Below are 23,732 nucleotides of genomic sequence, written 5' to 3'. Positions count from 1 at the left end.
CGGGGTACTATTATACAGCGTAGCTTACCCGGACAGTTTAAAATGGTTTAATCTTCAGCTTCCGCCGGCTGGCGCGGCAAGCGAATGGTGAATTTGGTGCCTCGCCCCTCCTCACTCTCCACCTCTATAGTTCCCCCGTGCAGGCGCACAATCTGATAACTCACGGCCAAGCCCAGCCCTGTCCCCTCGCGCCGGGTGGTGAAGAAGGCCTCGCCCAGGCGGGTCAGATGCTCCGGAGGGATGCCGACCCCGCTATCCTCCACTTCGATGGCCACTCCCTCCTGCCAAGGGTAAAGGCGCAAGTATAGCTTACCCCCCTGAGGCATGGCCTGCAAAGCGTTCTGGGCCAAATTGAGAATCGCCTGCTTGAGAAGATCCGGATCAACAGGAAATAAAGACAATCCAGGGGTAGGCTGATAGAAGAGTTCTACCTTGCTGGCAGCAGCTTGAGGTTCTAGCATCAGCACGATGTCGCGCATGAGAAAATCGAGATCGGTAAGTTCTGGGTGACACTCGCGGGGCCGGGCGAAGTAGAGAAAGTTGCGGATGATCCGAACCGCCCGGTCGAGTTCCCCAAGAATAACCTCCAGATATCGCCGCTCCGGATCACCTTCCTCACGCCTCTCGTAAAGGAGTTGCAGCACTCCTTTAATGGAAGTCAGAGGGTTGCGAATTTCGTGAAAGAGAGCAGCGGCTAATCTGCCCACCATCGATTCGCCCAGTTCCCCGGCCACTGCTACCGAAGGCTCCTCCGACCTGTGCGCGATCAGCTTATAGGCTCGTAAGTACGCCTGAGAAATTTCCTGCCCTAGATAATCGGCAGCGGCCTGCAAAAGGTTACGGCCCACCAACTCATCCTGGTGAAAAGAGCGGCGACGGGCTAAGCCTGCCGCTTGGCGCAAGCGAGAATAACCGATTCGATAGCGCCGACCTACCTCCTTCAAGACCGCGCCTAGGGGGGCCTCGCCCAAACCAGCTACCAGCACTCCTAGCGGATATTTTATGCCGAAGAACTCCAGGTGGATAGGAGCGGCTTCCAGCAAGAGCCCTCCTGGGCAAGAAATATGAACCACCTGTTTCTCCCCCACCGCTCTGACGCCCGCCAGCCAGTGAGCGTAACGGCACAAAGACACACCTTGGTCATCGACGGCTTGAAGTAGAGTCCGGCAATAGGGGCTGTCGACAAACTCCCACTGCGTTGGAGGCTGGAAAGCAGCCCAGTCAGCAGGAAAAAGCAAAACCACGACCGCATTCAGGGCTTCCCGGAGCAACCCCAGCAGCCTTATCAATTTCTCTTCGCCTATACCCTGGCGCAAATCCACCCGCAAGGGGGATAGCAGTCCGGCAGAAGAAAAAAAGGAGGTGGCGACCCCTGGTAGCCTAACCCCTGACTGCCTGACGGCCGCCACCCGCAGCAAATTGGCCACCCGCAACCGGATTTCCTCCGGCCGGGGAGGAAGAAAGTCGTCCACTCCATCAATCGGTAGCGGGGGTAGAACCGTACTTCTCTCTACCACCGCCACCAGGACCGAAGGGCGTTGCTTGATACTCCGGACCAATTCCCATTCCCGCCCCGCAGCCTCCTCCCGTCCCAGGATCACTAGGTCGGCTTCTTCTTGGTTTTCCGTAAAACTGGCTCCTAACTCCCGCAGCATCGACTCCGGCAGATCGACAGCAAAATTAACCCCCCGGGAAATAAAAAGCTTGACTGCCAAAGGTGCTTAAACCTCCTTGCTTGAAACTAAGGAGCAAAGAAACGTTCCAGCCCACTGACCAAAGCTTGCGCTACCCGCTCTTGGAATTCAGGCGTGCGCAACAGCGATTCCTCGCCGGGGTTAGAAATAAAACCTACTTCTGCCAGGACTGCTGGCATCTGGGTGTATCTGACAACGTAGAAGTTGGCCGTCCGCACTCCCAGATCGGGTAACTGCAGCTCTTGCACCATAGCCTCCTGGACGCAGCGCGCCAGGTACGAGCTGCCCTTGGGGCAGAACCCACTAGGGCAGTACCAGGTGCTGAGCCCAGCTACTGAACTATCGGTAGAGGCATTGGCGTGAATGGAGAGGAAAGCATCGGCTTCCCAGCAGTTGGCTTTTTCCACCCTAGGGGCAAGATCCAGCGTCACGTCGCTATCCCGGGTCAACAATACCTGAGCTCCTCGCTCGCGGAGCTTGGTGGCCAACAGACGGGCCACTGCCAGGGTAAACGCCTTTTCCTGATAGCCAGTGGGCCCGATGGCACCGGGATCGGAGCCTCCGTGTCCCGGGTCGATTACTATTTTCTTCCCAGCTAGGACCGAAGGGAGGGGGCGGTTCTCCCCACCTCTGCTAACCAAAGGAACATTCGCATAAGCGGCCCCGCCTCCGCTAACCAGCCAGCCAGCGATAAAAGCCCGGCGCCCATCGGCCAAAAGCACGTTGTACCATCCGCGCGCTTCCCCGATCACTGCCAGCTGCGCACCCTGCTCCACCTGCCCCAACACCGGGTAATCGGTCCCCGGGCCAGCTCGCAGATTGACCACGTCCCCGGTGACCTCCACCGTGGAGGGTCCAGCAGCAGAAGCAGTGGAAGGCCGCTCCTGTTGCGCCTGGATGCCTCGGCTGGGAGCAGCCAGAGCAGCAGGCTCCAACAAGCGTACCAGCCAGCCAGCGATAAAAGCCCGGCGCCCATCGGCCAAAAGCACGTTGTACCAGCCGCGCGCTTCCCCGATCACCGCCAGCTGCGTACCCTGCTCCACCTGCCCCAACACCGGGTAATCGGTCCCCGGGCCAGCCCGCAGATTGACCACATCCCCGGTGACCTCCACCATCCCAGCTGCCTGAGCAGGCAAGGGCAGAAACAGAACCAGAAGCAGCAAGGGAACCCAAAGCCATTTGCACCATTTGACTACCAACCCCTTGACTCACCTCCCCAGCTTAATCCCATAAGACTCTGTATCTGTTATTCGGCAACCCTCGACAAAACCCTTTCGGGCTAAGACAAAACTTTCCTGATTAGAGATTACGGTGGCACTAAAAATTAAAATAGAAGCAATGGCAAGGCGGTGAAAACGATGATAGGACTATTACTGGCGCTTCTACTTTGGCATTTGCCCGCCGGAACTGATGGCCAAACAGCAAGCCTTTGTTTGGTGGTTGATACCTGGCAGTGTCGGCTATTGATTTTTCAGGAAGAGCGCTTGTTAAAGGTGTACCCGGTAGCGGTAGGACAGGAACTCACCCCTACACCGGTTGGATGCTGGAGAGTAACCCGTAAGGCTGCCAATTGGGGTTCTGGCTTCGGCACCCGGTGGATCGGCTTGGATGTCCCCTGGGGAACTTACGGACTGCACGGAACCAACAAACCTTGGAGTATCGGTCAGCATGAGAGTCACGGCTGCGTCCGCATGTTCAACCGGGATATAGAAGAACTTTATCCTCTAGTGCAACCTGGAACACCGGTGATAGTAGTGGGTCGGGTGGTGCGCGAGCCGCCCCGGACACTGCGCCTGGGCGATTGCGGAAGCGACGTAATGGAAGTGCAGCGGGTGCTCCAGCGCAGAGGATTGTACGCAGGCCCACTCCATGGACGCTTTGACCCCGCCACACAAGAGGCGGTGCGCCGCTTACAGCAACAACACCGCCTCCCTTCTTCCGGCGAGGTAAATTCGGCCACTTACCAAATTATGGGGCTCTAATTCAGCACCCGGATGGTAGGTTTAAGGTTAAGGCGTTGAATCAGATCTAAGTATTCCTCTGAGCGCACCTCTTCCCAGCGCTTGCCCAAAAGGGCCAGGAAAACCGCCTCCAGCACGTTGGTGCCAAAAGAACGTCCTTCGATTACCGGGGTGGTAGTTATGAGCAGCTTGACTCCCCGGTCGCGCAATAGAGTTTCATCCTCTCTGGTGGTGGTGTTGGTTATGATGATTTTCCCTTCCATCCGTGGGGGAAGGTAACGTCGAATATAGTGAAAGTCTCCCGCGATAACCTCCCCCCAGTCAAAAAAGCGCTGGTACTTGGAACAGGGCGCTTCCTGTTTTTCCCCTGTGGGATAAATCCACTGAAAAGGCAGCACGGTTATGATGGGCAAAAAAAGCCGGGCCAACAACGCCACCGTGCTTAGGCGGTAAAGGGGTATGGGTATGCCCAGAGCGAAAATGAGATCGCCAAAGCAAACCCGAGCTCCTTCTTGCACCAGGGTCTCGGCCATACCGAAGCGATCCACCGCACTCACCAGTAAGACTTTCTGGCCGGGGCGTAGGACCTGCTCGCGGAAAAGGTACCTAACAGCCTCCCGTTCCAGCGTGTGCTTCAACCCCGAACCATCGCAAACTGGCGTCTGCTTGGGCACGCGCATCAATTTTACGCCATCGCGAATAGGGTATTTCCTCCCCCCCGCGACCAAGTAAATATCGATTCCCCCTAGGCCGATAGCATCCACCTTGCCATCGAGTTCTCGCAAGAGTTCCACGGCCTTTTCTAAGCTGCCATCGGTGCCCCGGCGACTGATCCGAAATTGCTCGCCCAGGAGCTCCACCTCTACCGAATGATCCCGGTGCGACGATCCCAGGCTTACGCTTACCACCTGTTTCATCCTCTTACCTTCTTCATCAACTGGCTTTGGGTACCGCACCCGGGGCGATCTTCTGGAGCAAAATTTTCTCGGCGGCGGCCAGCTGCTCGTCAATCTTGCCCCCCGGCGGCTGCTCCACCGTGACATTAGGCTCTACCCCGATGCGGTTAATATCATGCTTGAGCGGCGTCAGGTAACGAGCTGTGGTCAGCTTTAACGCTGCCCCACCCTTTAAAGGATAGATAGTCTGTACCACCCCCTTGCCAAAAGTTTTGGTGCCGATCAGGGTGCCGGAATCCGTTTCTTTGATGGCCGCGGCCACAATCTCCGCCGCGCTAGCAGTATTTCCGTTCACCAGCACCACTAACGGCGCCTCCGCCCACCGGTGCCCGTCGGCCCGGTACAATTCGGGTTCCCGGTTGCGATATTGGATATACACCACCGGCCCAGCGGGCACGAAGAAACTGGCCACCCGCACGGCTGATAGCAGTTCCCCGCCCGGGTTATCGCGCAGATCCAGAACCAGTCCTCGCACCTGCTTTTGCTCGAGTTGTTTGAGCGCCCGCGCCAGCTCCTCGGGTGTGCGCTCGTTAAACTGACTTATAGCCACGTAGCCTATCCGGTCGGGAAGCACTTTGGCTTCCACCGTGGGCACAGCGATTTCTTCTCGGCGCAGGGTAAGTTCAAAGGTTCCCTCCTTAGGACGGTAAAGCCCCAGACTAACCTCGGTACCCACCGGGCCACGTATCAGGCTGACTGCCGTTTCCAGATCGATTCCCTTAGTTTGTTGCCCATTGATAGAGACAATTATGTCCCCGGGTTTGATACCCGACCTCCCTGCTGGCGTGGAAGGAAAAGTACGCAGCACAGTGAGCTGTTGATCCTTAAGGCCCACCACCAATCCCAGGCCGCCAAAGCTGCCGCGGAGTTGCTCTTGCAGCTGGGCGTAAGTGGGGGGGTCCAAGTAAGCCGAATAAGGATCGTGAAGTGACTCTACCGCCCCTTTTATCGCCCCCTCGATTAAACGGGACCAACCCACTTCTTCCACGTAATGGTGGCGGATTAAACTCATTACCTCCAGAAGATTCCCCAGCCGCCCGCAGCTCCGGGTTCCCAAGTAAAACCCACTGCCCAAGCCCAGTAACAGTAGCCCCACCGTTACCGAGAGAATCAATAGCCAGCGCTTGCCCACTACCCGCACCAGATTTAAATACCTCCCTAAGCAGCTACCTTTTCCTAATCAGAACAAAATACTCATCCTCCGCTGCTTTTAGGCCCGGAGAAAGACGAGGAGCCACCTTTATACATATCCCGTCGGGTCTTGGGGAACTCCGTTCACCCGCACTTCAAAGTGCAGATGGGGACCCGTAGCCAACCCGGTAGAGCCTATAGAACCTATACGCTGTCCTTTGCTCACCATTTGCCCTTCGCTCACCGCGGTGGCCGAGAGATGCGCGTAAAGGGTAGAGAGACCTCCGCCGTGATCGATCATCACCACCAGACCATAACCCTGCAGCGTCCCCACGTAAATCACCGCTCCGCCTTGAGCCGCTACCACTGGAGCTCCGGTGGGAGCTGGGATGTCAATGCCGGAGTGAAAACGGATATCCCCCAGGATAGGGTGACGCCGATAACCAAACCCGGAAGAAATATAGTGGTAACCCGGTACCGGCCACAGCAACGGCCCTTCCGCCCGGCTGGTGCTCCCGGAACGCTGCAAGGCAATTTGCCGCAGTATCTCCTGCTCCTGAGCCTCCAGAGCATTCAACTCGGTCTGCAGTTGCGAAAGCTGGCCCTGAACCTGAGCCAGCAAAGTTTTCTTCTCCGCCTCCTGAGCGGTCAAAGCCTTAATGACTGCTTCCTGCTGTTGGTGCAAAGCCACCAGCCGTTGATGACGTTCCTGCACCTGAGCGCGGTAAGATTCCAGCTCCGCCCTGCGAGCCTTTATCTCTTGCACCAAAGCCGCATCGAAGCGTAGCACGTGGCGTAGAAATTCCAGGCGAGTAATGAAATCTCCGAAACTATTGGCACCGAATAACACCTCGAGGTAGCTTACCTGCCCCTCTTCGTAAACGCCGCGCAAACGCTCTCCGAAAATCTCCTCCGCCTCGCGCAGGCGCATCTCGGCCTGGCGGACCTGTTCTTCCGCCTGCCGGAGATCCTGTTCGGTCTTAGCGAGCTCCCGCTCCAGCACCTGCCGCTCGCGCTCCTTAGCTGCAATGGAAGCGTTCAGGGACGAAAGCGCCGCCGTCAAATTGGCAATGGTCATCTTGGCAGCGTTAGTTTCTTGCCGTTTCTCCTGAATTTGATTCCGCGTCTGCTGCAAGCGATCGCTCAGCCCCTCCCCCCAGGCCCGGGGCCAAGGGAGAAGAGTGAAAACCATCACTAAGAGCAGCGCTCCCGCTAACCAGCGTCGCAGCAAACTCTCCCTCCTTCACACCGCCAAGAAGCGGCGCACTGAAATAAGGGAGGCTATACCTCCTAGAAGGACGCCGATAAATAACAAAGAAGCGTACACCGCCCACAGCACGATACCCTCGCTCACCGGGTGGAAAAAGAAAAAGGCGGCGTCACTCAGATGCTGGAGCAAAGAGCGATAGCCCCAAGCCAGCAAGCCGGTGGCCAGGCCAGATCCCAAAAAACCGATAATTAAACCTTCGCACATGAAGGGGCCCCGCACGAACCAATGGGTAGCCCCCAGCAGTTTCATAATTCCTATCTCTTCACTCCGACTGAAGATGGAAAGGCGAATGGTGGTGATGGTTAGGAAAACCGCAGCGGCGGCAAAGAGCAGCACCAACCCCACCATCGCTAAGCGAAGCCAATTGGTGACGCGCAGCAGCTTCTCCACCACTCCCTCCCCGTAGCGCACCTTTTCCACACCGGGTAAAGCGGCCGCCTGCTGAGCTATTTGCGGCACCATCTGAGGCTGACTAGGTAACAAGCGGAAGGAATCGGGCAGAGGGTTTTTATGCTCCAAGCCACGAAGAAGCTCGTTGGAGCTCCCCAACTCCTGGCGCAGCATTTCCAGGGCCTCTTCCCGCGAGACAAAGCGCACCTGCGCCACTCCCGGTAAGGCCGCCAGGCGCTGCTTCAACTCTTCTTGCTCCAGAGGAGTCACATCTCGATGCAGAAATACCGCAATCTCTAGACCTTTCTCCACCGTGCGGGCGAAATGGGTAGCATTAAGGGCCAGCAGGACCACCAAACCCAAAAGGAAAACCGCCACCGCAATCATACCTACCGCCGAGGTCACCAGCCAAAGATTGCGGCGAAGATTGAGCACGGCCTCTTTAAGCCAGCGCCAGAGGAACCTAAGTGCCATAGCAGCAATTCCCCCAGGAAGGCAGCTGTTCCGCTAACCGCCCTTCCTGCAGGCTGATCACTCGTTTGCCCACCAACTGGACAAGATCCCAAGCATGAGTGACCATGAGAACGGTGGTTCCTTCCTCACTGATTTTAAGCAATAACTGCAGGAGCTCCCAGGAGGTTTGGGGATCCAAATTGCCGGTAGGCTCGTCCGCCATCAACAGAAAAGGGCGGTTGACCAGGGCTCGAGCAATGGCCACCCGCTGCTGCTCCCCGCCAGAAAGCTGATAAGGGAAGCAGCGGGCTTTAGTTGCCAGTCCTACTTTGGCCAACGCCTCTGGCACCTTTTTTCTGATTTCGCGCCAGGGTGTGCCCGCAATTTCCAGCGCCAAGGCCACATTCTCGAAGACCGTTTTACGAGGTAGAAGGCGAAAATCTTGAAAAACCATCCCTATCCGCCGGCGTAAGCCAGCCACCTCACCAGGGCGTAGGCGGGCTACGTTTCGGCCGTTAACCAGCACCTGCCCCCGAGTGGGGACCTCCTCCCGGCAGATAAGCTTGGTCAAGGTCGTCTTGCCCGCCCCGCTAGGCCCTACCACAAAAACGAACTCTCCGAGCTCGATGGTAAAACTCACATCCAGCAGTGCGCGTACTCCATTTGGGTAAATTTTAGTAACATTGCAGAATCTTATCAAAAGGATCGCCTCCCCAAAGGTAGGGATCTTCCTTTTTATTCGACATCGGGCAGGCGATTCCTTTCTTTACGTAGTAAACAAATATTCTCATCGGCAAGCGGCCTGCTTGCGCGCCAACACCTCCTTGACCGCTTCCGCCAGGTGATAAGGAGTGAGGCCGTACTTTTCTAAGAGCTCCTCCGGGCGACCAGACTCACCAAAAACATCCTTGATTCCCACCCGCTTCATGGGAACGGGGCATTCCTCTCCCAACGCTTCGGCCACCGCGCTCCCCAAACCCCCAATAATGCTGTGCTCTTCGGCGGTGACTATCGCGCCTGTCTCCAGCGCTGCCCGAACCACCGCGGCCACATCAAGGGGTTTGATGGTATGCATATCCAGCACCCGGACGTCTAAGCCTTCGTCCGCCAGCATTTGAGCTGCTTCTAACGCCTGGGAAACCATGATGCCGGTAGCGATAATGGTGGCGTCCTTCCCCTCGCGCAAACACACCGCCTCGCCCAAGCGGAAAATAAAGTCCGGCCCGTGCAATACCGGAACCGGAGCTCGTCCCAGGCGCAAGTACACCGGACCGTCAACCTCCAGGGCCGCCCGCACGGCCTTTTCGGTTTCCACCGCGTCAGCTGGCACCAGCACGGTCATACCTGGCAGGGCCCGCATCAAGGCTAGATCCTCCAGCGCCTGATGTGAAGCGCCGTCTTCCCCCACCGTGATACCAGCGTGGCTGGCGGCGATTTTGACATTCAGTCGAGGATAAGCGATGCTCTGCCTGATCTGATCAAAGGCGCGCCCCGTGGCAAAAACAGCAAAGGTGGAGCAAAAAGGGATCTTACCGGAGGCAGCCAGCCCAGCCGCCACCCCCATCATGTTCTGTTCGGCTACGCCGCAATTAAAAAAACGTTCAGGAAACTTCCTTTGGAAAATAGCCGTTTTGGTAGACTTGGATAGGTCGGCGTCTAGGACCACCAAGGCTGGCTGTTCTTCTCCCAGCGCCGCCAACGCTCGGCCATAAGCTTCTCTGGTCGCAATTTTCTCCATCTTTGTCCTCCCCTAACCCAGTTCTTTCAAAGCTACCTCAGCCTGCTCCGGCTTGGGAGCCACCCCGTGCCAATCCGCCTGATGCTCCATAAAAGAAACGCCCTTCCCTTTCACCGTCCGGGCTATTATCATGCTGGGTTTACCCTTGACCTTCTCGGCCGCGGCCAAGGCCTCCAAAATCTGCCCGAAGTCGTGCCCGTCGATCTCCTGGACCTGCCAGCCGAAAGCGCGCCACTTGTCCGCCACCGGCTCCAAATTCATCACTTCGGACACCGGCCCATCGATTTGCAGGCCGTTATAATCGAGAATGGCTACCAGATTATCAAGGCGATAGTGCGCCGCCGCCATGGCTGCTTCCCAGACCTGCCCTTCTTGACACTCACCGTCACCAAGCAGCACGTAAACCCGATAATCCCTCCCATCCAGACGCCCCGCCAAGGCCATCCCTACGCCTACCGAAAGCCCCTGGCCCAGCGAACCGGTGGACATTTCCACACCTGGAAGCTTACGCATATCAGGGTGCCCTTGCAGTCGGCTGCCCAGTTTACGCAGAGTAAGGAGCTCCGCTGGAGGGAAAAAGCCGCGCTCGGCCAACGCTGCGTAAAGCAGAGGAGCAGCGTGCCCTTTAGAAAGAATAAAACGGTCGCGGTCGGGAGCGGTGGGATGAGCCGGGTCGAGACGCAGGACGGCAAAATACAAGGTGGCCACGATGTCGGCCGCCGAGAGGGAACCTCCCGGATGCCCCGAACCAGCAGCAGCGGTCATCCGCACCACATGACGCCGGAGCTCCTTGGCCTTGACCTGGAGCCGGGCTAAAAGTTCTTCGCGATTCATACTGCTCAACTCCTCCTGACTAGATTTTGCGATCCAGAGTCTTAAAGCCTTCCCCGATGACCTCGTGTACATCGGCCAGGATCATAAAGGCGCGCGGATCTATGCGGTAAACCGTTTCCTTCAAGCGGGCCACTTCGGACCGAGCCACCACCGCCAACAAAAGGGTGCGAGGCTGGCCAGTGAACCCTCCCCGCCCCTCCCAGATTGTAAGCCCGCGATCCATTTCCTGCAGCACCGCGTTGGCGATCAGCGGATGCTTTTCCGAAATTATAAGGAAAGCCTTGGTTTCGCTGATACCCTCTTGAATAAGGTCGATAACCCAGGAAGAAACGAAGAGAGAAAGCAGAGCATACATGGCCAGTTCAGCGGAACGGAAGGCTATGCCGGCCGCAGCCACCACCAGCCCGTCGACCATAAAAAGGAGTTGGCCCACGTTTACGCCAGTGTAGCTGCGGAGAATAGCGGCTACCAGCGCTGTGCCTCCGGTGGAACCCTTGCCCCGGTAAACCAAAGCCAAGCCCAACCCCACTACCACTCCGCCGTAAAGGCTGGCTAGCATCGCATCGCTGGTGAGAGGCGAAGACAGGGGAGCCAGTAAATCCACTGCCACCGAGAAAGCTATGGTACCCAATATCGAGCGAAATCCCACCCCCCAGCCCAGGCGCCAGAACCCCCAAAGAAAAATGGGGACGTTCAAGGCCAGCATCACCGCCCCCACGGGTAAGTGCAAAAGATAATGAAGGACGGTAGCCAGGCCGCTGACGCCCCCAGGAGCAATCTTGTTGGGAACTAGCAACAGATCCAAGCCCAGGGCCATAACCATCGACCCTGACAGGATCAGCAGCAGGTCCCTAATCACTCCTTTTTTGGCGCCCTTCAAGGAGGCCCCCCTCTAAACATTATTTGGTGCCCGCCACCCGCGCCCTCTCCGCGTGTCGTCTAGCCTCCATCTGGAGATAAGCACGGATAAAAGCATCTATATCACCGTCCAGCACGGCCTGGGCGTCTCGACGCTCCACGCCGGTGCGGTGATCTTTGACCAGCGTTTGTGGATGAAGAATGTAGGTGCGAATCTGACTTCCCCAGGCTATCTCTCGCACCTCTCCCCGCAAAGCGGCCAACTCTTTTTCTCGCTCTTTGAGCCTGCGATCGAGCAGATGAGCGCGTAAGATGGCCAGCGCCGCCGCTTTATTGGCCGATTGCGAACGCTCGCTTTGACAAGTAACGGTTATGCCGGTAGGCAAATGCGTGATTCTGACCGCCGTTTCCGTTTTGTTAACGTGTTGACCACCCGCGCCACTGGAGCGGAAGGTGTCGATGCGCAGTTCTTCCGGGTCTATTTCCACTGCCGCTTCGTCCTTCACCGCCGGCAATACATCTACCGAGGCAAAGGAAGTGTGGCGCCGACCGCTGGCGTCGAAGGGGGAAATGCGGATCAACCGATGCACCCCTCTTTCCGCCTTAAGGTACCCGTAAGCCCTAGGCCCTATAACTTCAAAAGTGACGCTCTTGATCCCGGCTTCCTCCCCGGTTAGCAGATCCAGAGTACGTAAGCGGTAGCCGTGGGCCTCAGCCCAGCGAGCGTACATACGCAATAACATAGCTACCCAGTCCTGGGCATCGGTTCCCCCCGCCCCGGCATGGAGAGAAACAATAGCGTTAGCTCCATCGTAAGGCCCGGAGAAAAGCAGCTCTATCTCCAGTTCTTCGATTTCCTGAGCCAGCTTCCTTATATCTTGCTGCAGCTCTCCTAATAGCTCAGTGTCTCCCTCCTCCGCGGCCAACTCCAGCAAGGCGGCGAGCTCCGCGTGACCCTCCCGGAGGCGGCAGAAGCGATCCAGATACTGACGCAAGGCTGCCACCTCTTGAGCCACCTCCTGAGCTCTCTCCACGTTGCTCCAAAAGCCGGGGGCTCCCATCTCCTTCTCCAAGCAAAGCAAACGCTGGCGCTTATTGACCAGGTCAAAGAGAGTCCTCGAGGTACTTCAGGCGCTCGGCCAGTGCCTCGAGCTCCCTCTCCATATCAGTAACCATATGTTTAGTCCACCCCCCGACCGCAGCACTTTTTATATTTCTTCCCACTACCGCAAGGGCAGGGGTCGTTACGCCCAACTTTTTTCTCCTTGCGAACCGTACGCGAGGCCGGCTCTTCGGCCGAGCGATTTTCCACCACCACTCGCCGCTCCACCGCTGGGGCCACCTTAATACGGAAGAGGTAGCGAACCATATCTTCCTGTATAGCAGCGATCATGTTCTGGAACATCTGATAGCTCTCTAACTTATACTCCACCAGCGGGTCGCGCTGGCCGTAAGCCCGTAACCCAATGCCATCGCGCAGACGATCCATGGCATCCAAATGATCCATCCATTTCTCGTCCACCAGGCGCAGCAACAATAACCGCTCCATTTCCCGCAGAGTTTCGGCACCGAGCTCCTCTTCACGCCGACGGTAAAATTGCAAAGCTTGCTCGGTGAGGAAATCCAGCAACTCTTCTCGCGGTTTCTCCTCCAGCTCCTTGGGATCTAGCCCGGAAGGCAGAAAAACTTGGGCTGCGTACTCCACCAGTCCGTTGAGATCCCATTCTTCCGGATGCACCCCCTCGGGGCAGTAGGCGGTGACCGCGCGGGATACCACTTCTTCGATCATGTCTTCGACCACTTCGCGCAGATCCTCACCTTGCAACACCCGGCGCCGCTGCGAGTAAATCACTTCGCGTTGCTGGTTCAGCACATCGTCATATTCCAACACATGCTTGCGTAGAGAGAAGTTGCGCTGCTCCACCCGCTTTTGAGCCGACTCAATGGCCCGGGTCAGCAAGGGATGCTCAATAGGCACGTCCTCCTCCATCCCCAGGCGAGTAGCCAAATTCCCCACCGCCTCACCGCCAAATAGGCGAAGCAGATCATCCTCTAAGGAAAGGAAAAATTGAGTAGCGCCAGGATCGCCTTGCCGCCCGCAGCGGCCCCGAAGCTGGTTATCGATACGGCGGCTTTCGTGACGCTCGGTGCCGATGATGAAGAGTCCCCCTAAAGCCACCACTTGCTGGCGCTCCTCTTCGACCTCGCGCTCCTTCTCCGCCAAGACAGCCTGGAAAACTTGGCGCGCCTCAGCTTCCTCGGGGGTGCGGGGAGGACCGTACTCGGTAGCCGCTGCTATCAACTCCGGGCTATACCCCCGGCGACGCATCTCTTCCTTAGCCAGAAAGACCGGGTTGCCGCCTAGGAGGATGTCGGTACCGCGTCCCGCCATGTTGGTGGCGATAGTTACCGCTCCCAACCGGCCAGCCTGAGCCACTATCTCGGCCTCACGCTCATGGTGCTTGGCGTTCAGAACGTTATGCTGAATCCCCCGCCGCTGCAACATCCGGCTTAAAATCTCGGACTTCTCTATAGAAGTTGTACCTACCAGCACCGGCTGGCCCTTGGCGTGACGGCGAGCAATCTCCTCCACCACTGCACGAAACTTGGCCGCCTCGGTCTTGAAAACCGCATCCGGCAAATCCTGGCGGATCATAGGCTTGTGAGTGGGAATAACAACTACATCCATCTTATAGATCTTACGAAACTCTTCCTCTTCAGTAGCCGCGGTGCCAGTCATGCCGGCCAACTTCTCGTACATGCGAAAATAGTTCTGCAAGGTAATCGTAGCCAGCGTTTGCGATTCTCGCTCTATCTTCAGCCCCTCTTTAGCCTCGATGGCCTGGTGCAAACCGTCGCTATAACGTCGGCCGTACATTAAGCGGCCGGTAAATTCATCCACGATAATCACCTGGCCATCTTTCACCACATAATCGTGGTCCCGCTTCATCAAGGCGTGAGCCTTCAGAGCCTGTTGCAAATGGTGCATGAGCTCGAGGTTATCCTCCGCGCACAAGTTTTCCACCTTGAGCCACTTCTCCACCTTCGCCACGCCCGATTCGGTCACTGCCACCGTGCGCGCCTTTTCGTCCACCGTGTAATCCACCTCAGGAACCAGACGCGGGGCGATGCGAGCGAAGGTATAGTAAAGATCGGTGGGCTTAGCCGAGGGACCGGAAATAATGAGAGGCGTACGCGCCTCGTCGATCAGGATGGAGTCTACCTCGTCGATGATTGCGTAGTAGAGCTCGCGCTGCACCATGTCCGCGGGGTCCACCGCCAGATTATCCCGCAGATAATCGAAACCAAACTCGTTGTTGGTGCCGTAAACGATATCCGACTGGTAGGACCGTCGCCGCTCCGAGGGTTCCAAACCCTGGACGATCACCCCTACCGACAAACCCAGAAAACGGTATACCTGCCCCATCCACTCGGCGTCGCGCCGGGCCAGGTAATCGTTAACCGTGACAATGTGCACACCCCGGCCCGTCAACGCGTTTAGGTAAGCGGGCAAAGTGGCCACTAGAGTTTTACCCTCGCCGGTCTTCATCTCGGCAATGCGCCCCTGGTGCAATACGATGCCGCCCATGAGCTGCACATCAAAGTGGCGCATTCCTAACACTCGCCGCGAGGCTTCGCGCACCACAGCGAAAGCTTCGGGTAAAAGGTCGTTCAGGGTAGCTCCTTTCGCTAAGCGCTCTTTAAATTCCCCTGTCTTGGCTGCTAATTCCTCATCCTTTAACCGCTCCATTTGCGGTTCCAATTCGTTGATAAAAGCCACGGTACGCTGCAGGCGCTTAATATCCCGCGCGTTATCGTCCAAAAGGCTTACCAAAAGCTTAAACATAATTCATTTCCCCCTCCATGGCCTCCCAGCCCTCGAGACCAACCTTCATTGTACCACCTGGAGAGGATCAGCTTCAACCGAGCGTCCCCGCCGTGCGCCTCAAGATTTAGCCAGTGGTGCTCCTAAAGGGAATTGAACTTAAAATTTTCAGGCGGTGGTGAGAGAACCGACAACCTAGCTTAATAGCAAGGCTCCAAGCAAGCCGCCGGCGGGGACACTCCCAGCCCCTGCTCCTACCTGAGCTCCCTCGCCCAGCAACCGAGGAGGAGAATGCATCTATGGCAGCAAGGTCCTGGGAAAAAGGGTTTGGTGAATCTAAAGCGCCCCTAACCGCCGATCCACTGCGTCCAGAACAGCGCGGACCACTCCTTCTAGTTCCCTACCTTCCTCCAGAGCGCTTCCCACCAGAAATTCTTCCCCCCAAGGGGAGGAAAGAATCGCCCCTACCAAGGCCACCTTTCTCCCCCCCAAAGCTACCGAGCTCAGATCCCCGAGCAGCAAAGAATACTCCGCCGGCAAGGTCTGTTGCAGAGCCGCTAGCGTGGCCTGCGCCACCAAACGACGGCGACTATGTTCATGCGCCGGCCCTGAGGCCTTTCCCAACAGTAGTTTTTCTCCCTCTCGGATCTTAACTTGAACCTCCATGCGGTAGCTTTCCAAGTTGAGCTGCAAGCCCACCAGCAAAAAGCGGCGCTCAGCTGAAGCAGCAGATGTCCCTTCCTCAGCAGTAGATACGGGCAAGAAATCGATGTTAATCTTCTCTGGCTCCACTGCCACGCTGTAAACGCGCTCCAGGACTTCTCTCACTTCCTCGCGCAGCCGGGCTTGGTCAACCGTGGAAGCCGCCAGCAGCTGGATCGTTTCTATCTCCTCCTCCGGAGTAAGCAATACCTGCACGCAGATCACTCCAGGTAGCTGGCGCAGCAACTCCTCACAAGACGCTCTCTGAGCCGCCGGTAATTTTCCTGCCATCGCCGCCTCCCCATTAGCTCTCTGGCTCGATCAGCCCGTAATGCCCGTCATGGCGCCGGTAAACCACATTAACCTGATCGGTATCCGCATTGGTAAAAACGAAAAAGCTATGGCCCAGAAGGTTCATCTGCAAAATCGCTTCCTTGACGCTCATGGGCTTCCAAGTGAAGCGCTTGACCCGGACCACTTTGAACTCCTCCTCTTTTTCAGGAGAACTCGGCAGAGGAGGGGCCAACGGAGTAGCGCTTTCGCCCCGGCGCCGGAGAATCCGACCCTTATAGCGCTCGATCTGACGCTCTAGCTTCTCCACCACCAGGTCAACGGCCGCGTACATATCGTGAGTGGCTTCCTCACCTCGGAGAATCATCCCGTTCATATTCATGGTGACCTCTACCCGATGTTGTCCCCGCTCCAGCGATAGAACTACCTGGGCCTCGTCCAAATGATTGGCAAAGCGCTCCAGCTTACTTAAACGCTTCTCCACGTATTGGCGCAATGCCTCGGTAACCTCGATGTTCTTGCCTCTCACTGTAAGATTCAATCTACCCACCTCACTTGCAAAGTTATAGCCTATCCGATAGCAAACTCCAGAGCGAAAATCAATCGTCAATAATCCGAGCCGCCGCCAACACCACCCCCGACACTTCGGCAGCGCCGCCAGCGAGCAGAACTCGGGAAGCTGCGGCCAACGAGCTACCGGTGGTGAGCACATCGTCCACCAGCAGCACCGCGCTGCCCGGGAAACGAATGGCGGAACGAAGGCGGAAAGAACTACGCGAGATTCTCCGCCGTTCCGCGCGGGACAAACCGGTTTGGGGAACCGAGCCGGTTTTCTCCAGACAACAGTCCAGCGGCAATCCCAACTCCCGCGCCAGCTCCTTGGCCAGCAACTCGGCTTGATCGAAACCCCTCTCCTTGCGCCGCTGCAATGTAGTGGGCACAGGCACCACCACTTGGACCCCGGCGTAGGCTGCGTTCCCTGCCACCAACTCGGCCAAGAGACGACCTAGATACTCCACTCCCTCTCGCTTCCCCCCATACTTCAAGCGGTGAACTGCCCGTTGCAGCGGACCTTCGTAAGGACCTAGAGCGCGGCAGAGAATGAAAGAGGGGGGTGAAATCCAGCAGTCGGAGCAAGTCTCTCCCCGTCCGAAGCGCCCGCAGCGGGGGCAGAAACTGAGCGTAGCTGCCCGCCGCAAAAAATCCTGGCACGTAGAGCATAAAGAACCCTCCTCGCTCTCCTCCCCGCAAAGGCAACAGCCCGAGAGGGGAAAGAGCAGATCCAATATACCCCGATGTAGATTGAACCACCATTCCTTAATCTTCGCGCCTAAAGAACTTCACCCCCCTAACACCGGCCGCCATCACCACCTGGTTGCCTCCTCGCGCTTTCGCTTCCGCCAGCGCCTTTTCCGCCTTCTGTAGCGCAGTGGCAAAATCGCCCGCATCGGCAGGGAAAATAGTCACCGCCACGCTGACCCGCAGGTGCAAAGGCGAGTGACTTCCCCGTACGGTGAAGCTGCGGTTTTCTACTTCTTGTCTTATTTTCTCCGCTAACTCCTGAGCCACCTTCTCTGCCGCTCCCGGCAGCAAGATAGCAAAGCAATCCCCGCCGTAGCGAGCCACCATCCTGCCCAAGCCCGACAAATGCATCAGCAATTGGCACAAAGCGAACAAAACCGCGTCCCCCACCATGGGTCCGTAACGACAGTTTAACGAACGCAGGCCATCTACGTCTACTAGCAAGAGAGCTAAAGGCTCATGATTATCTAGCGCCTGCTGGCACTCTTCCCGCCAGCGTTGCAAAAAAGCAGGGCGACTCCACACGTCTGGCAGTAAAGGGTCGCGCTGCCGAAAACAATGCCACCTATGACGCCACACCCATTGGGCCAAATATAAGGCTAAGTGATCAGTAACCTGCACCAGCAATGCAAAGGCTAACGGGGAAAGAAAAGTGGTGCTTTTCCCACCTAGGAAAAGTACTCCTACCGGTTCCTTATCCACCAGCAGAGGCCAGCCCACGACCACGCGCTCGGCGCGAAAAAAATCCTCTTCGCCCCGCAGGCGAGGATCGGTACCTGTGTCGCTTACTACCACTGGCTCACCGTTAGCCACCACTTCTCCAAGCCATCCCTCACCCGGCCGAAAGCGAATGCCTTGTCCCAATGAGCTCCAAGGCCCCACGCCGGCAAGCCAGACAAAAGGTCCTTGCCTCTGCCAGCGCAGCCATACGGCTCCGGTGCGGAAGGAGAGGAATCGCTGCAATAGCTGAAGAACCGCGTGACACGCTTCCTCCACCGAATCTTTATCCCGTAACTCACTTGTAAGCCGCTGCATCAAAGCAAAACTTTGACTCTCCAGGCGGTAACCCAAGCACCAGCGGAGCAAGAACTGAAAGCATAGAACCGCTAGAAAAACTAGAGGCACCAACCCGAACCCCACCCGGAACCACAACACCGCCATCAGGTAGCCGATGGGCAAGGTGAAGAGGTAAGAAAAAGCGTCCCATTTTAAATTTTCTTGCCAAGGAACGGGGACTAGCCGGGGTCGTCCCCAGTAGTACAGGCGCACCAGCAAGTGGTTGAGCAAAAAGTAGACCAAAGCGAAAGATAGCGCTGCAGGAAGCAAGTGAACATCGGGAAAGGAGCGTTTGCCATCCAACCAGTGAAAGACGCAAGCAGCAGCATAACTAGCCACCACCACCTGGCCCGCATTGAAAAGGCTAGTGCGCCAGCTGTCCTCACTGGTTAAACGATGGGCCAGGAAGGTGGCCAATCCCCCCAGCCACAAAGCGGCTGGAACTCCTCCCTTCAAAAAAGAAGCCAGCAAGAGGGACCAGGTGGCGGTGAGTTTCCCCCCGCCTATGGGTACTGCCAGAAAATCGGCCACCAACCATATCAAGAGCAATAACAGGAGCTCGGCTACTAAATCTTGGCTTAGATTCCTCACCGTGCTGACCAGCAGCCCTACCCCGGTACCCGTAACCCCCCAGAGCAAAAAAACGAAAAACCAGCGCCGCCCACGCATCGCAGTAACCACCTGCTGCGCTTTTCGACACCATTCGGCCAAATTCCTGCCCAGAATAAGCAAAAACTCCCGCCTTCTAGACGGGAGTTCCCTTTTCCCCCTCTTGAATGGAGGATCACTAGTCTTCACAACCGCTGCAGCCAGCGCAACCGCCTTCGCAGCCACCGCCATAAAGGGCGTGGCTGATGATCTGGTTTACCTGCTGGAGCACCTTCTCGAAGCGATCCTGTGCCTCCAGAAAACGGGAGATATAGGCATTCTCTCCCATGCGCTCGCGCACCGAGCGGAAAGCTGCTTCCTGCTCAGGCGTAGGGTCCATACCTTGCATCTTGGCCCACTCTATCTCCTGGCGGCAGTTTTGAAACTCTTCAATCAGCGCCCGCGCGCTCGAGTCTTCCAGCATGGCCTGCTCAGCCTCTTTTACCGCCTGCAGTTCGTCGCATTCACTTAGGGCAGCTCCCAACTCCAGAGCCTTGGTTAACACCATGGACATTCTTTCACCTCCCCCCTTGCCGGTCCCCCCCATCACCACCAATCGGATCCAGCGAGGGGTCCTAACAGCCCAGATTGGTCTTATTATATCGATCGTCACCTCCCTTGGCAACCTGCAACTCGTTTACACGCCTAGCGCGAACTTCCGGTACCAAACCGGCATTCCATTATCTACAACCAAAGTAAAATTTACCCCCCCCCCCCCCCACTTTGGAAAATAATTCCTTAATATGCTCTTTCGGTATCCGTACAAGCGTCTGAACCACCTTCGCATCCAGTTGCCCGGGCACTTGCCGCCTAATCTCACGCAGCGCAGCCTCGTGAGCCCAAGCCTCGCGGTAAGGGCGCCTAGAAGTCAAAGCGTCGTAAGTATCAGCAACCCGGATGACGCGGGCCAGCACGGGAATCTCCCCACCTTTCAGACCCGCTGGGTAACCACTGCCACTTATATCCTCGTGGTGATGACGCACAGCTAATACGATATCTTCTTCCATACCCACCCGGGCCAGAATCTCAGCCCCCACCACCGGGTGCTTCTTAATCTCTTCCCACTCCTCCGCATTAAGCGGACCCGGCTTAGTTAGCACACTATCTCGTACCGCTATCTTTCCTATATCGTGCACCAACCCCGTTAGGTAAGCTTTGTCCGCCAGATCCCGGGGTAAGCCCATATCCAATGCTATTCTCCGAGCCAGCACTGCCACCCTCCAGGAGTGGCCCAAAGTGTAAGGATCTCGAGCTTCAAAAGCCAGACTCAGCGCTTCTAGGAGATGGCGGTAGAGTTCTTCCCGCCGCTGCACAGTGAGGGTTCGACGCACGGCCAGGCCAGCGCTTATACCAAAGGCCCGAAGAAGTTCCACTTCCTCCTGCTGCCAAGACCGCTCGCTTCCGTTGTAAACGGAAATGGTGCCCAGAACTTCACTTCGGAACTTAATAGGGAGGATTATTCCGCTCTTGATGCCCATGCGGTAGAGGTAAGAAAAAGTGAATTTGGTCGCAGACGGAACCCAAACCACCGGCCGTCCTTCCCGGAAGGCTTGGCCTACCGGTGTTTCTTCCACTGGCAACTCAGCCACTTCCCTAGGTAAGCTGGAAGGCTCCACTCCCCAGGCCGCAACCAAATCGAGCCTCCCCGTGCTCGGATTATAAAGGCGGATAAAAGAATAATCGGCTTCCACCAAACGAGCGCTCCAACGCGCCGCGTAAACCAACACCTGTCTCGTCTCCAAGTGCTCGGCCAATAAGAGCAAGACTCCCAGCAACTTGCGCCAGGCCGCTCCCCGCCACGCTATCCGCCGGCACCTGCTTTCGCGCTGCCGTAAGCCCTGAAAGCGCCATATCAATTTCCTTAGCGTTTCTTGGGCTCGCGGAGCTCCCTCCTTCCAGAAAAGGCTCACCTGCCAGCCGCGATCTCCTTCCAGGTCCTGCAAGTAGAAGTCGCTGCTTATCCCCCCTCGGCCGAGAGGGAGCAAGGAAACCAGAGTTCTTCATCTGTATCTTCTCGCACCGCCCGACCCGCTGTTGCCGCACCGGATTCCACCAGAGAAGCCAGGAAAATGGCCATGCGCTGAGCATCGAGTCGACGCGCCGAGATCAACTCCAGGAGTTTTAGACAGCATTCAAGTGTCCTCTCGGACAAGCTCCCCTTCCTTTCTGAGCTCGTACCAGCGCTCGCGCGTGCGCTGCAGAATGCGGGGTTGGGCGTTCCGTTGAGGATGGTGTAAGACCATTCCCCACCATCGCGCTGCCTGATCACGGTCTCCAAGGCGAAAGCTAAGTTCTCCCAGAAGGTACATGAGGTTGAGCTCGGCTTCCGCTCCTCCCATACGCTCTTCCTCAAAGGCTTCTCGCAGAGAATTTCTAGCTTTCTCTAAAAACTCCTTCTCCTCTTCCTTCTCGGCTAAACGATAAAGCCAGGCTATCTTCAGATAAATCTTGCCCAACAGACTTTTCCTCACTCCAGAAGCTTTCGCGCAGCGGGAAAGGCGGTAAAAAGCTTCTAAAGCCGTCTCCCAGTCACGCTGCCCACCGTAATCTCTGCCGGCAACAGGGAGGTCACGCAAGCAATCCTCGACCTGGGAGCGGAAGCGCGGTTTAATCTCTCTAATTTCCTCAGTAAAAGCAAAACCGCAATGGGGGCAAACCAGCACCTCGTAAAAGAGCGGGTTGAAATCACCCTCATAGTAAGGCAAAAAGTCGGCATCGATCTTGGCCACCCGGAGGAAGCGAGACTTCAGCGCCAAAGAGGGAAAAGAAGCCTGGCAGAAAGGGCAGGTGAAATCTTTGTAGTAAAAGGGTTCGTCGCGCTCGGAAGCGGACGCCGGTTCTGGTGGCCTATCCTCTTTAGATTCTACTCTAGGTTCTGAAGCCGGAGGCACCACCCGGTCCAGAGAAACCCCTCGTTGCTCCAACGCCGCGGCCAAGCTGTAAAGCAAGTCCACGCCTATTTCGGGGTGAGACAGTAGCAAAGCGCGTAAATTCTGCTCCCCAATGATTAGCACCGCCGTATCTTCCAGAGCACGGAGCGAACCCTTTACCTCCACACCCAAAAGTGAAAGCAGCCCCACGGCCGTTCCAGGCCCGCCGATGGTGGTGCGATCTGGGTAAGAAATCACACCCCTGCCCTGCAAAATAATCACCCCGCCTTTAAGAGGCAGGGATTCCCCTTTCTTAATGTTCACCACCTGGAATCGCTGGCTCAATTGAGCCAGCGAGCCATTAGGCAAAAGTTCGAGCAAAGGAACCTGTTTGAGCCAAGCTATTAGACGTTCGCTGGACTTCAAAAGCTTCGACCCCCGCTAATAGATCTTCGCTCCCCTACACGCTTAACATGATTTTCGGAAATCATCGGAGTAAACTTGAGTCGTCAGCCTCGATTTTCCAGCTAAAGGTTGCTGCCGCAGCGCCGGAAGCGAGAAGTATATTAAATTAACTCTGGTTTAACCTAAACTTAACAAAGCTATAGTACAATGACCACGATGTGCAAACACAATGCGGCAGGAGGGAGGGAAGGAAATCCGGCCTGAACTTCTGAAGTACAGCAGAAAAGCAGGGCCAAACCCGTTTAAAAAGCCTTAAGGAGGGGAATTGTAGTCGATGAAAAAATGGTGGGCATTGGTTTCCGTTTTGGGTCTCCTCGTGGCCGCGGTAGCTGGTTGCGGAGGCAAACAACCTAGTGGCACCACCCCGGGTACGGCTACGCCGACCGCGCTAAAAGGCACCATAACCATTGTAGGTTCCACAGCGTTGATGCCGCTTTCGGAAGAAGCTGCCAAGCAGTTTATGGCTAAAAACCCGGAGGTGCAGGTCACTGTCCAGGGCGGCGGTAGCGGCACAGGTCTGAGCCAAGTCAGCCAAGGGGCGTGTGACATTGGCGCTTCCGATATCTTCGCGCAGGAAAAGTCGGGTATTGACGCGGCTGCTCTTAAAGACCACAAAATCTGCGTGCAGGCCTTCGCTGTGGTAGTCAACCCTGATGTCAAGGGCGTGGACAACCTTACCAAACAGCAAATTCAGGACATCTTTACCGGCAAAATCACTAACTGGAAAGAAGTGGGCGGACCCGATCTCAAAATAGCCGTTATCAATCGGCCCCAGGGTTCGGGAACTCGGGCCACCTTCATCAAGCGCGTCATGGATGGTAAGGAACCCGGCAAAGGAGTGGCTGAATCCGATTCCAGTGGCGCCATTCACAAAATGGTGAACGAAACGCCGGGAGCCATCAGCTATCTGGGAGTAGGTTACCTCGACAGCAAGGTTAAAGCTCTAAAGATAGACGGTGCCGCTCCCGACGAAAAAGACATCTCCGAGGGCAAGTATACCTTCTGGTCTTACGGACACTACTACACCAAGGGTGAGCCCAACCAGGTAACCAAAGCCTTTATCGATTTTGTTCTGAGCAAAGAATTTCAGGAGACAACCGTTAAGAAATTGCATTACTTCCCCATAACGTCGATGAAGGTGGAGTACAAGCCTTAACTAACCTTTCGGAAGGGAAGCGGGGGAGGCATTACGCGAGCAAGACCTACCCCCGCTTCATTTTCATTGAATCCACCTGGTGAAAGGAGGAAGCAAGCTATAGCTAGACTTCATTCCGGCTTCAAGCGCGA

At 56.6% G+C, this 23,732-nt stretch carries 21 protein-coding genes; 2 read left to right on the top strand and 19 right to left on the bottom strand.

The window, feature by feature from the left end; all coding sequences use genetic code 11:
• Window positions 1–47: 47 nt before the first annotated feature.
• On the bottom strand, window positions 48–1,715 hold the full coding sequence (locus tag ACTLLP_RS01755; RefSeq protein ID WP_441060162.1) for an ATP-binding protein: 1,668 nt from the start codon (window positions 1,713–1,715) through the stop codon (window positions 48–50).
• Window positions 1,716–1,741: 26 nt separating this feature from the next.
• On the bottom strand, window positions 1,742–2,893 hold the full coding sequence (locus ACTLLP_RS01750) for an N-acetylmuramoyl-L-alanine amidase family protein (RefSeq protein WP_441060160.1): 1,152 nt from the start codon (window positions 2,891–2,893) through the stop codon (window positions 1,742–1,744).
• 159 nt (window positions 2,894–3,052) lie between these two features.
• Between ACTLLP_RS01750 and ACTLLP_RS01745 the strand changes: the two genes are divergently transcribed.
• Window positions 3,053–3,676, top strand: a complete 624-nt coding sequence (locus ACTLLP_RS01745; protein ID WP_441060158.1) for a L,D-transpeptidase family protein — start codon at window positions 3,053–3,055, stop codon at window positions 3,674–3,676.
• Here ACTLLP_RS01745 and ACTLLP_RS01740 read toward each other — a convergent pair.
• The 17 genes from ACTLLP_RS01740 to ACTLLP_RS01660 form a co-directional block, all read right to left on the bottom strand.
• Entirely contained in the window at window positions 3,673–4,572 is a 900-nt protein-coding gene (locus tag ACTLLP_RS01740; protein WP_441060156.1) for a DUF8754 domain-containing protein, read from the bottom strand. The two genes, ACTLLP_RS01745 and ACTLLP_RS01740, sit on opposite strands and share 4 nt — an antisense overlap.
• Before the next feature lie 16 nt (window positions 4,573–4,588).
• Window positions 4,589–5,752 (bottom strand): S41 family peptidase, encoded by a 1,164-nt coding sequence (locus tag ACTLLP_RS01735; protein WP_441060154.1) that lies wholly within the window; start codon window positions 5,750–5,752, stop codon window positions 4,589–4,591.
• Window positions 5,753–5,851: 99 nt separating this feature from the next.
• Window positions 5,852–6,973: a murein hydrolase activator EnvC family protein gene (locus tag ACTLLP_RS01730; RefSeq protein ID WP_441060152.1), complete on the bottom strand. Its 1,122-nt coding sequence runs from the start codon at window positions 6,971–6,973 to the stop codon at window positions 5,852–5,854.
• A 12-nt stretch (window positions 6,974–6,985) separates the two neighbouring features.
• Entirely contained in the window at window positions 6,986–7,876 is an 891-nt protein-coding gene (gene ftsX / locus ACTLLP_RS01725) for a permease-like cell division protein FtsX (RefSeq protein ID WP_441060150.1), read from the bottom strand.
• Window positions 7,866–8,555 (bottom strand): cell division ATP-binding protein FtsE, encoded by a 690-nt coding sequence (ftsE, locus tag ACTLLP_RS01720; RefSeq protein WP_441060148.1) that lies wholly within the window; start codon window positions 8,553–8,555, stop codon window positions 7,866–7,868. Before ftsE ends, ftsX begins: the two co-directional genes overlap by 11 nt.
• Before the next feature lie 87 nt (window positions 8,556–8,642).
• Entirely contained in the window at window positions 8,643–9,593 is a 951-nt protein-coding gene (locus ACTLLP_RS01715; protein ID WP_441060146.1) for a transketolase family protein, read from the bottom strand.
• Window positions 9,594–9,605: 12 nt separating this feature from the next.
• Entirely contained in the window at window positions 9,606–10,436 is an 831-nt protein-coding gene (locus tag ACTLLP_RS01710) for a transketolase (RefSeq protein WP_441060144.1), read from the bottom strand.
• A gap of 10 nt (window positions 10,437–10,446) precedes the next feature.
• A complete protein-coding gene (locus tag ACTLLP_RS01705; protein WP_441060142.1) occupies window positions 10,447–11,307 on the bottom strand; it encodes a YitT family protein in 861 nt (286 codons plus the stop codon).
• 19 nt (window positions 11,308–11,326) lie between these two features.
• Window positions 11,327–12,461, bottom strand: a protein-coding gene (prfB, locus tag ACTLLP_RS01700; RefSeq protein WP_441060140.1) for a peptide chain release factor 2 whose coding sequence is annotated in 2 segments (ribosomal slippage) — window positions 11,327–12,391 and window positions 12,393–12,461 — 1,134 coding nt in all. Because the reading frame shifts where the segments join, the coding sequence is not laid out codon by codon here.
• Between the two features lie 4 nt (window positions 12,462–12,465).
• Window positions 12,466–15,132 (bottom strand): preprotein translocase subunit SecA, encoded by a 2,667-nt coding sequence (gene secA, locus ACTLLP_RS01695; RefSeq protein WP_441060138.1) that lies wholly within the window; start codon window positions 15,130–15,132, stop codon window positions 12,466–12,468.
• A 315-nt stretch (window positions 15,133–15,447) separates the two neighbouring features.
• Window positions 15,448–16,104 carry a hypothetical protein gene (locus tag ACTLLP_RS01690; RefSeq protein ID WP_441060136.1) on the bottom strand — a complete coding sequence of 219 codons (657 nt, stop codon included), beginning with the start codon at window positions 16,102–16,104 and terminating at the stop codon, window positions 15,448–15,450.
• A gap of 13 nt (window positions 16,105–16,117) precedes the next feature.
• On the bottom strand, window positions 16,118–16,645 hold the full coding sequence (gene hpf / locus ACTLLP_RS01685; protein WP_441060134.1) for a ribosome hibernation-promoting factor, HPF/YfiA family: 528 nt from the start codon (window positions 16,643–16,645) through the stop codon (window positions 16,118–16,120).
• Between the two features lie 58 nt (window positions 16,646–16,703).
• The gene (locus ACTLLP_RS01680) at window positions 16,704–17,390 is read right to left on the bottom strand and encodes a ComFC family protein (protein WP_441060132.1); all 687 of its coding nucleotides are present in this window, start codon (window positions 17,388–17,390) and stop codon (window positions 16,704–16,706) included.
• Window positions 17,391–17,421: 31 nt separating this feature from the next.
• Complete coding sequence (locus ACTLLP_RS01675; protein WP_441060130.1) at window positions 17,422–19,131, bottom strand: sensor domain-containing diguanylate cyclase; 1,710 nt, start codon at window positions 19,129–19,131, stop codon at window positions 17,422–17,424.
• Window positions 19,132–19,249: 118 nt separating this feature from the next.
• Window positions 19,250–19,624, bottom strand: a complete 375-nt coding sequence (locus tag ACTLLP_RS01670) for a YlbF/YmcA family competence regulator (RefSeq protein WP_441060128.1) — start codon at window positions 19,622–19,624, stop codon at window positions 19,250–19,252.
• 166 nt (window positions 19,625–19,790) lie between these two features.
• The gene (locus tag ACTLLP_RS01665) at window positions 19,791–21,095 is read right to left on the bottom strand and encodes an HD domain-containing phosphohydrolase (RefSeq protein WP_441060126.1); all 1,305 of its coding nucleotides are present in this window, start codon (window positions 21,093–21,095) and stop codon (window positions 19,791–19,793) included.
• Window positions 21,096–21,242: 147 nt separating this feature from the next.
• On the bottom strand, window positions 21,243–22,406 hold the full coding sequence (locus ACTLLP_RS01660) for a DUF2225 domain-containing protein (protein ID WP_441060124.1): 1,164 nt from the start codon (window positions 22,404–22,406) through the stop codon (window positions 21,243–21,245).
• 313 nt (window positions 22,407–22,719) lie between these two features.
• Between ACTLLP_RS01660 and ACTLLP_RS01655 the strand changes: the two genes are divergently transcribed.
• A complete protein-coding gene (locus ACTLLP_RS01655) occupies window positions 22,720–23,601 on the top strand; it encodes a phosphate ABC transporter substrate-binding protein (RefSeq protein ID WP_441060122.1) in 882 nt (293 codons plus the stop codon).
• The last annotated feature ends 131 nt before the right edge of the window (window positions 23,602–23,732 follow it).

It is taken from the genome of Desulfothermobacter acidiphilus (assembly GCF_052073645.1).
Lineage (GTDB): Bacteria > Bacillota > Desulfotomaculia > Desulfotomaculales > Ammonificaceae > Desulfothermobacter > Desulfothermobacter acidiphilus.
This window is presented reverse-complemented; position numbering and strand designations above follow the sequence as displayed.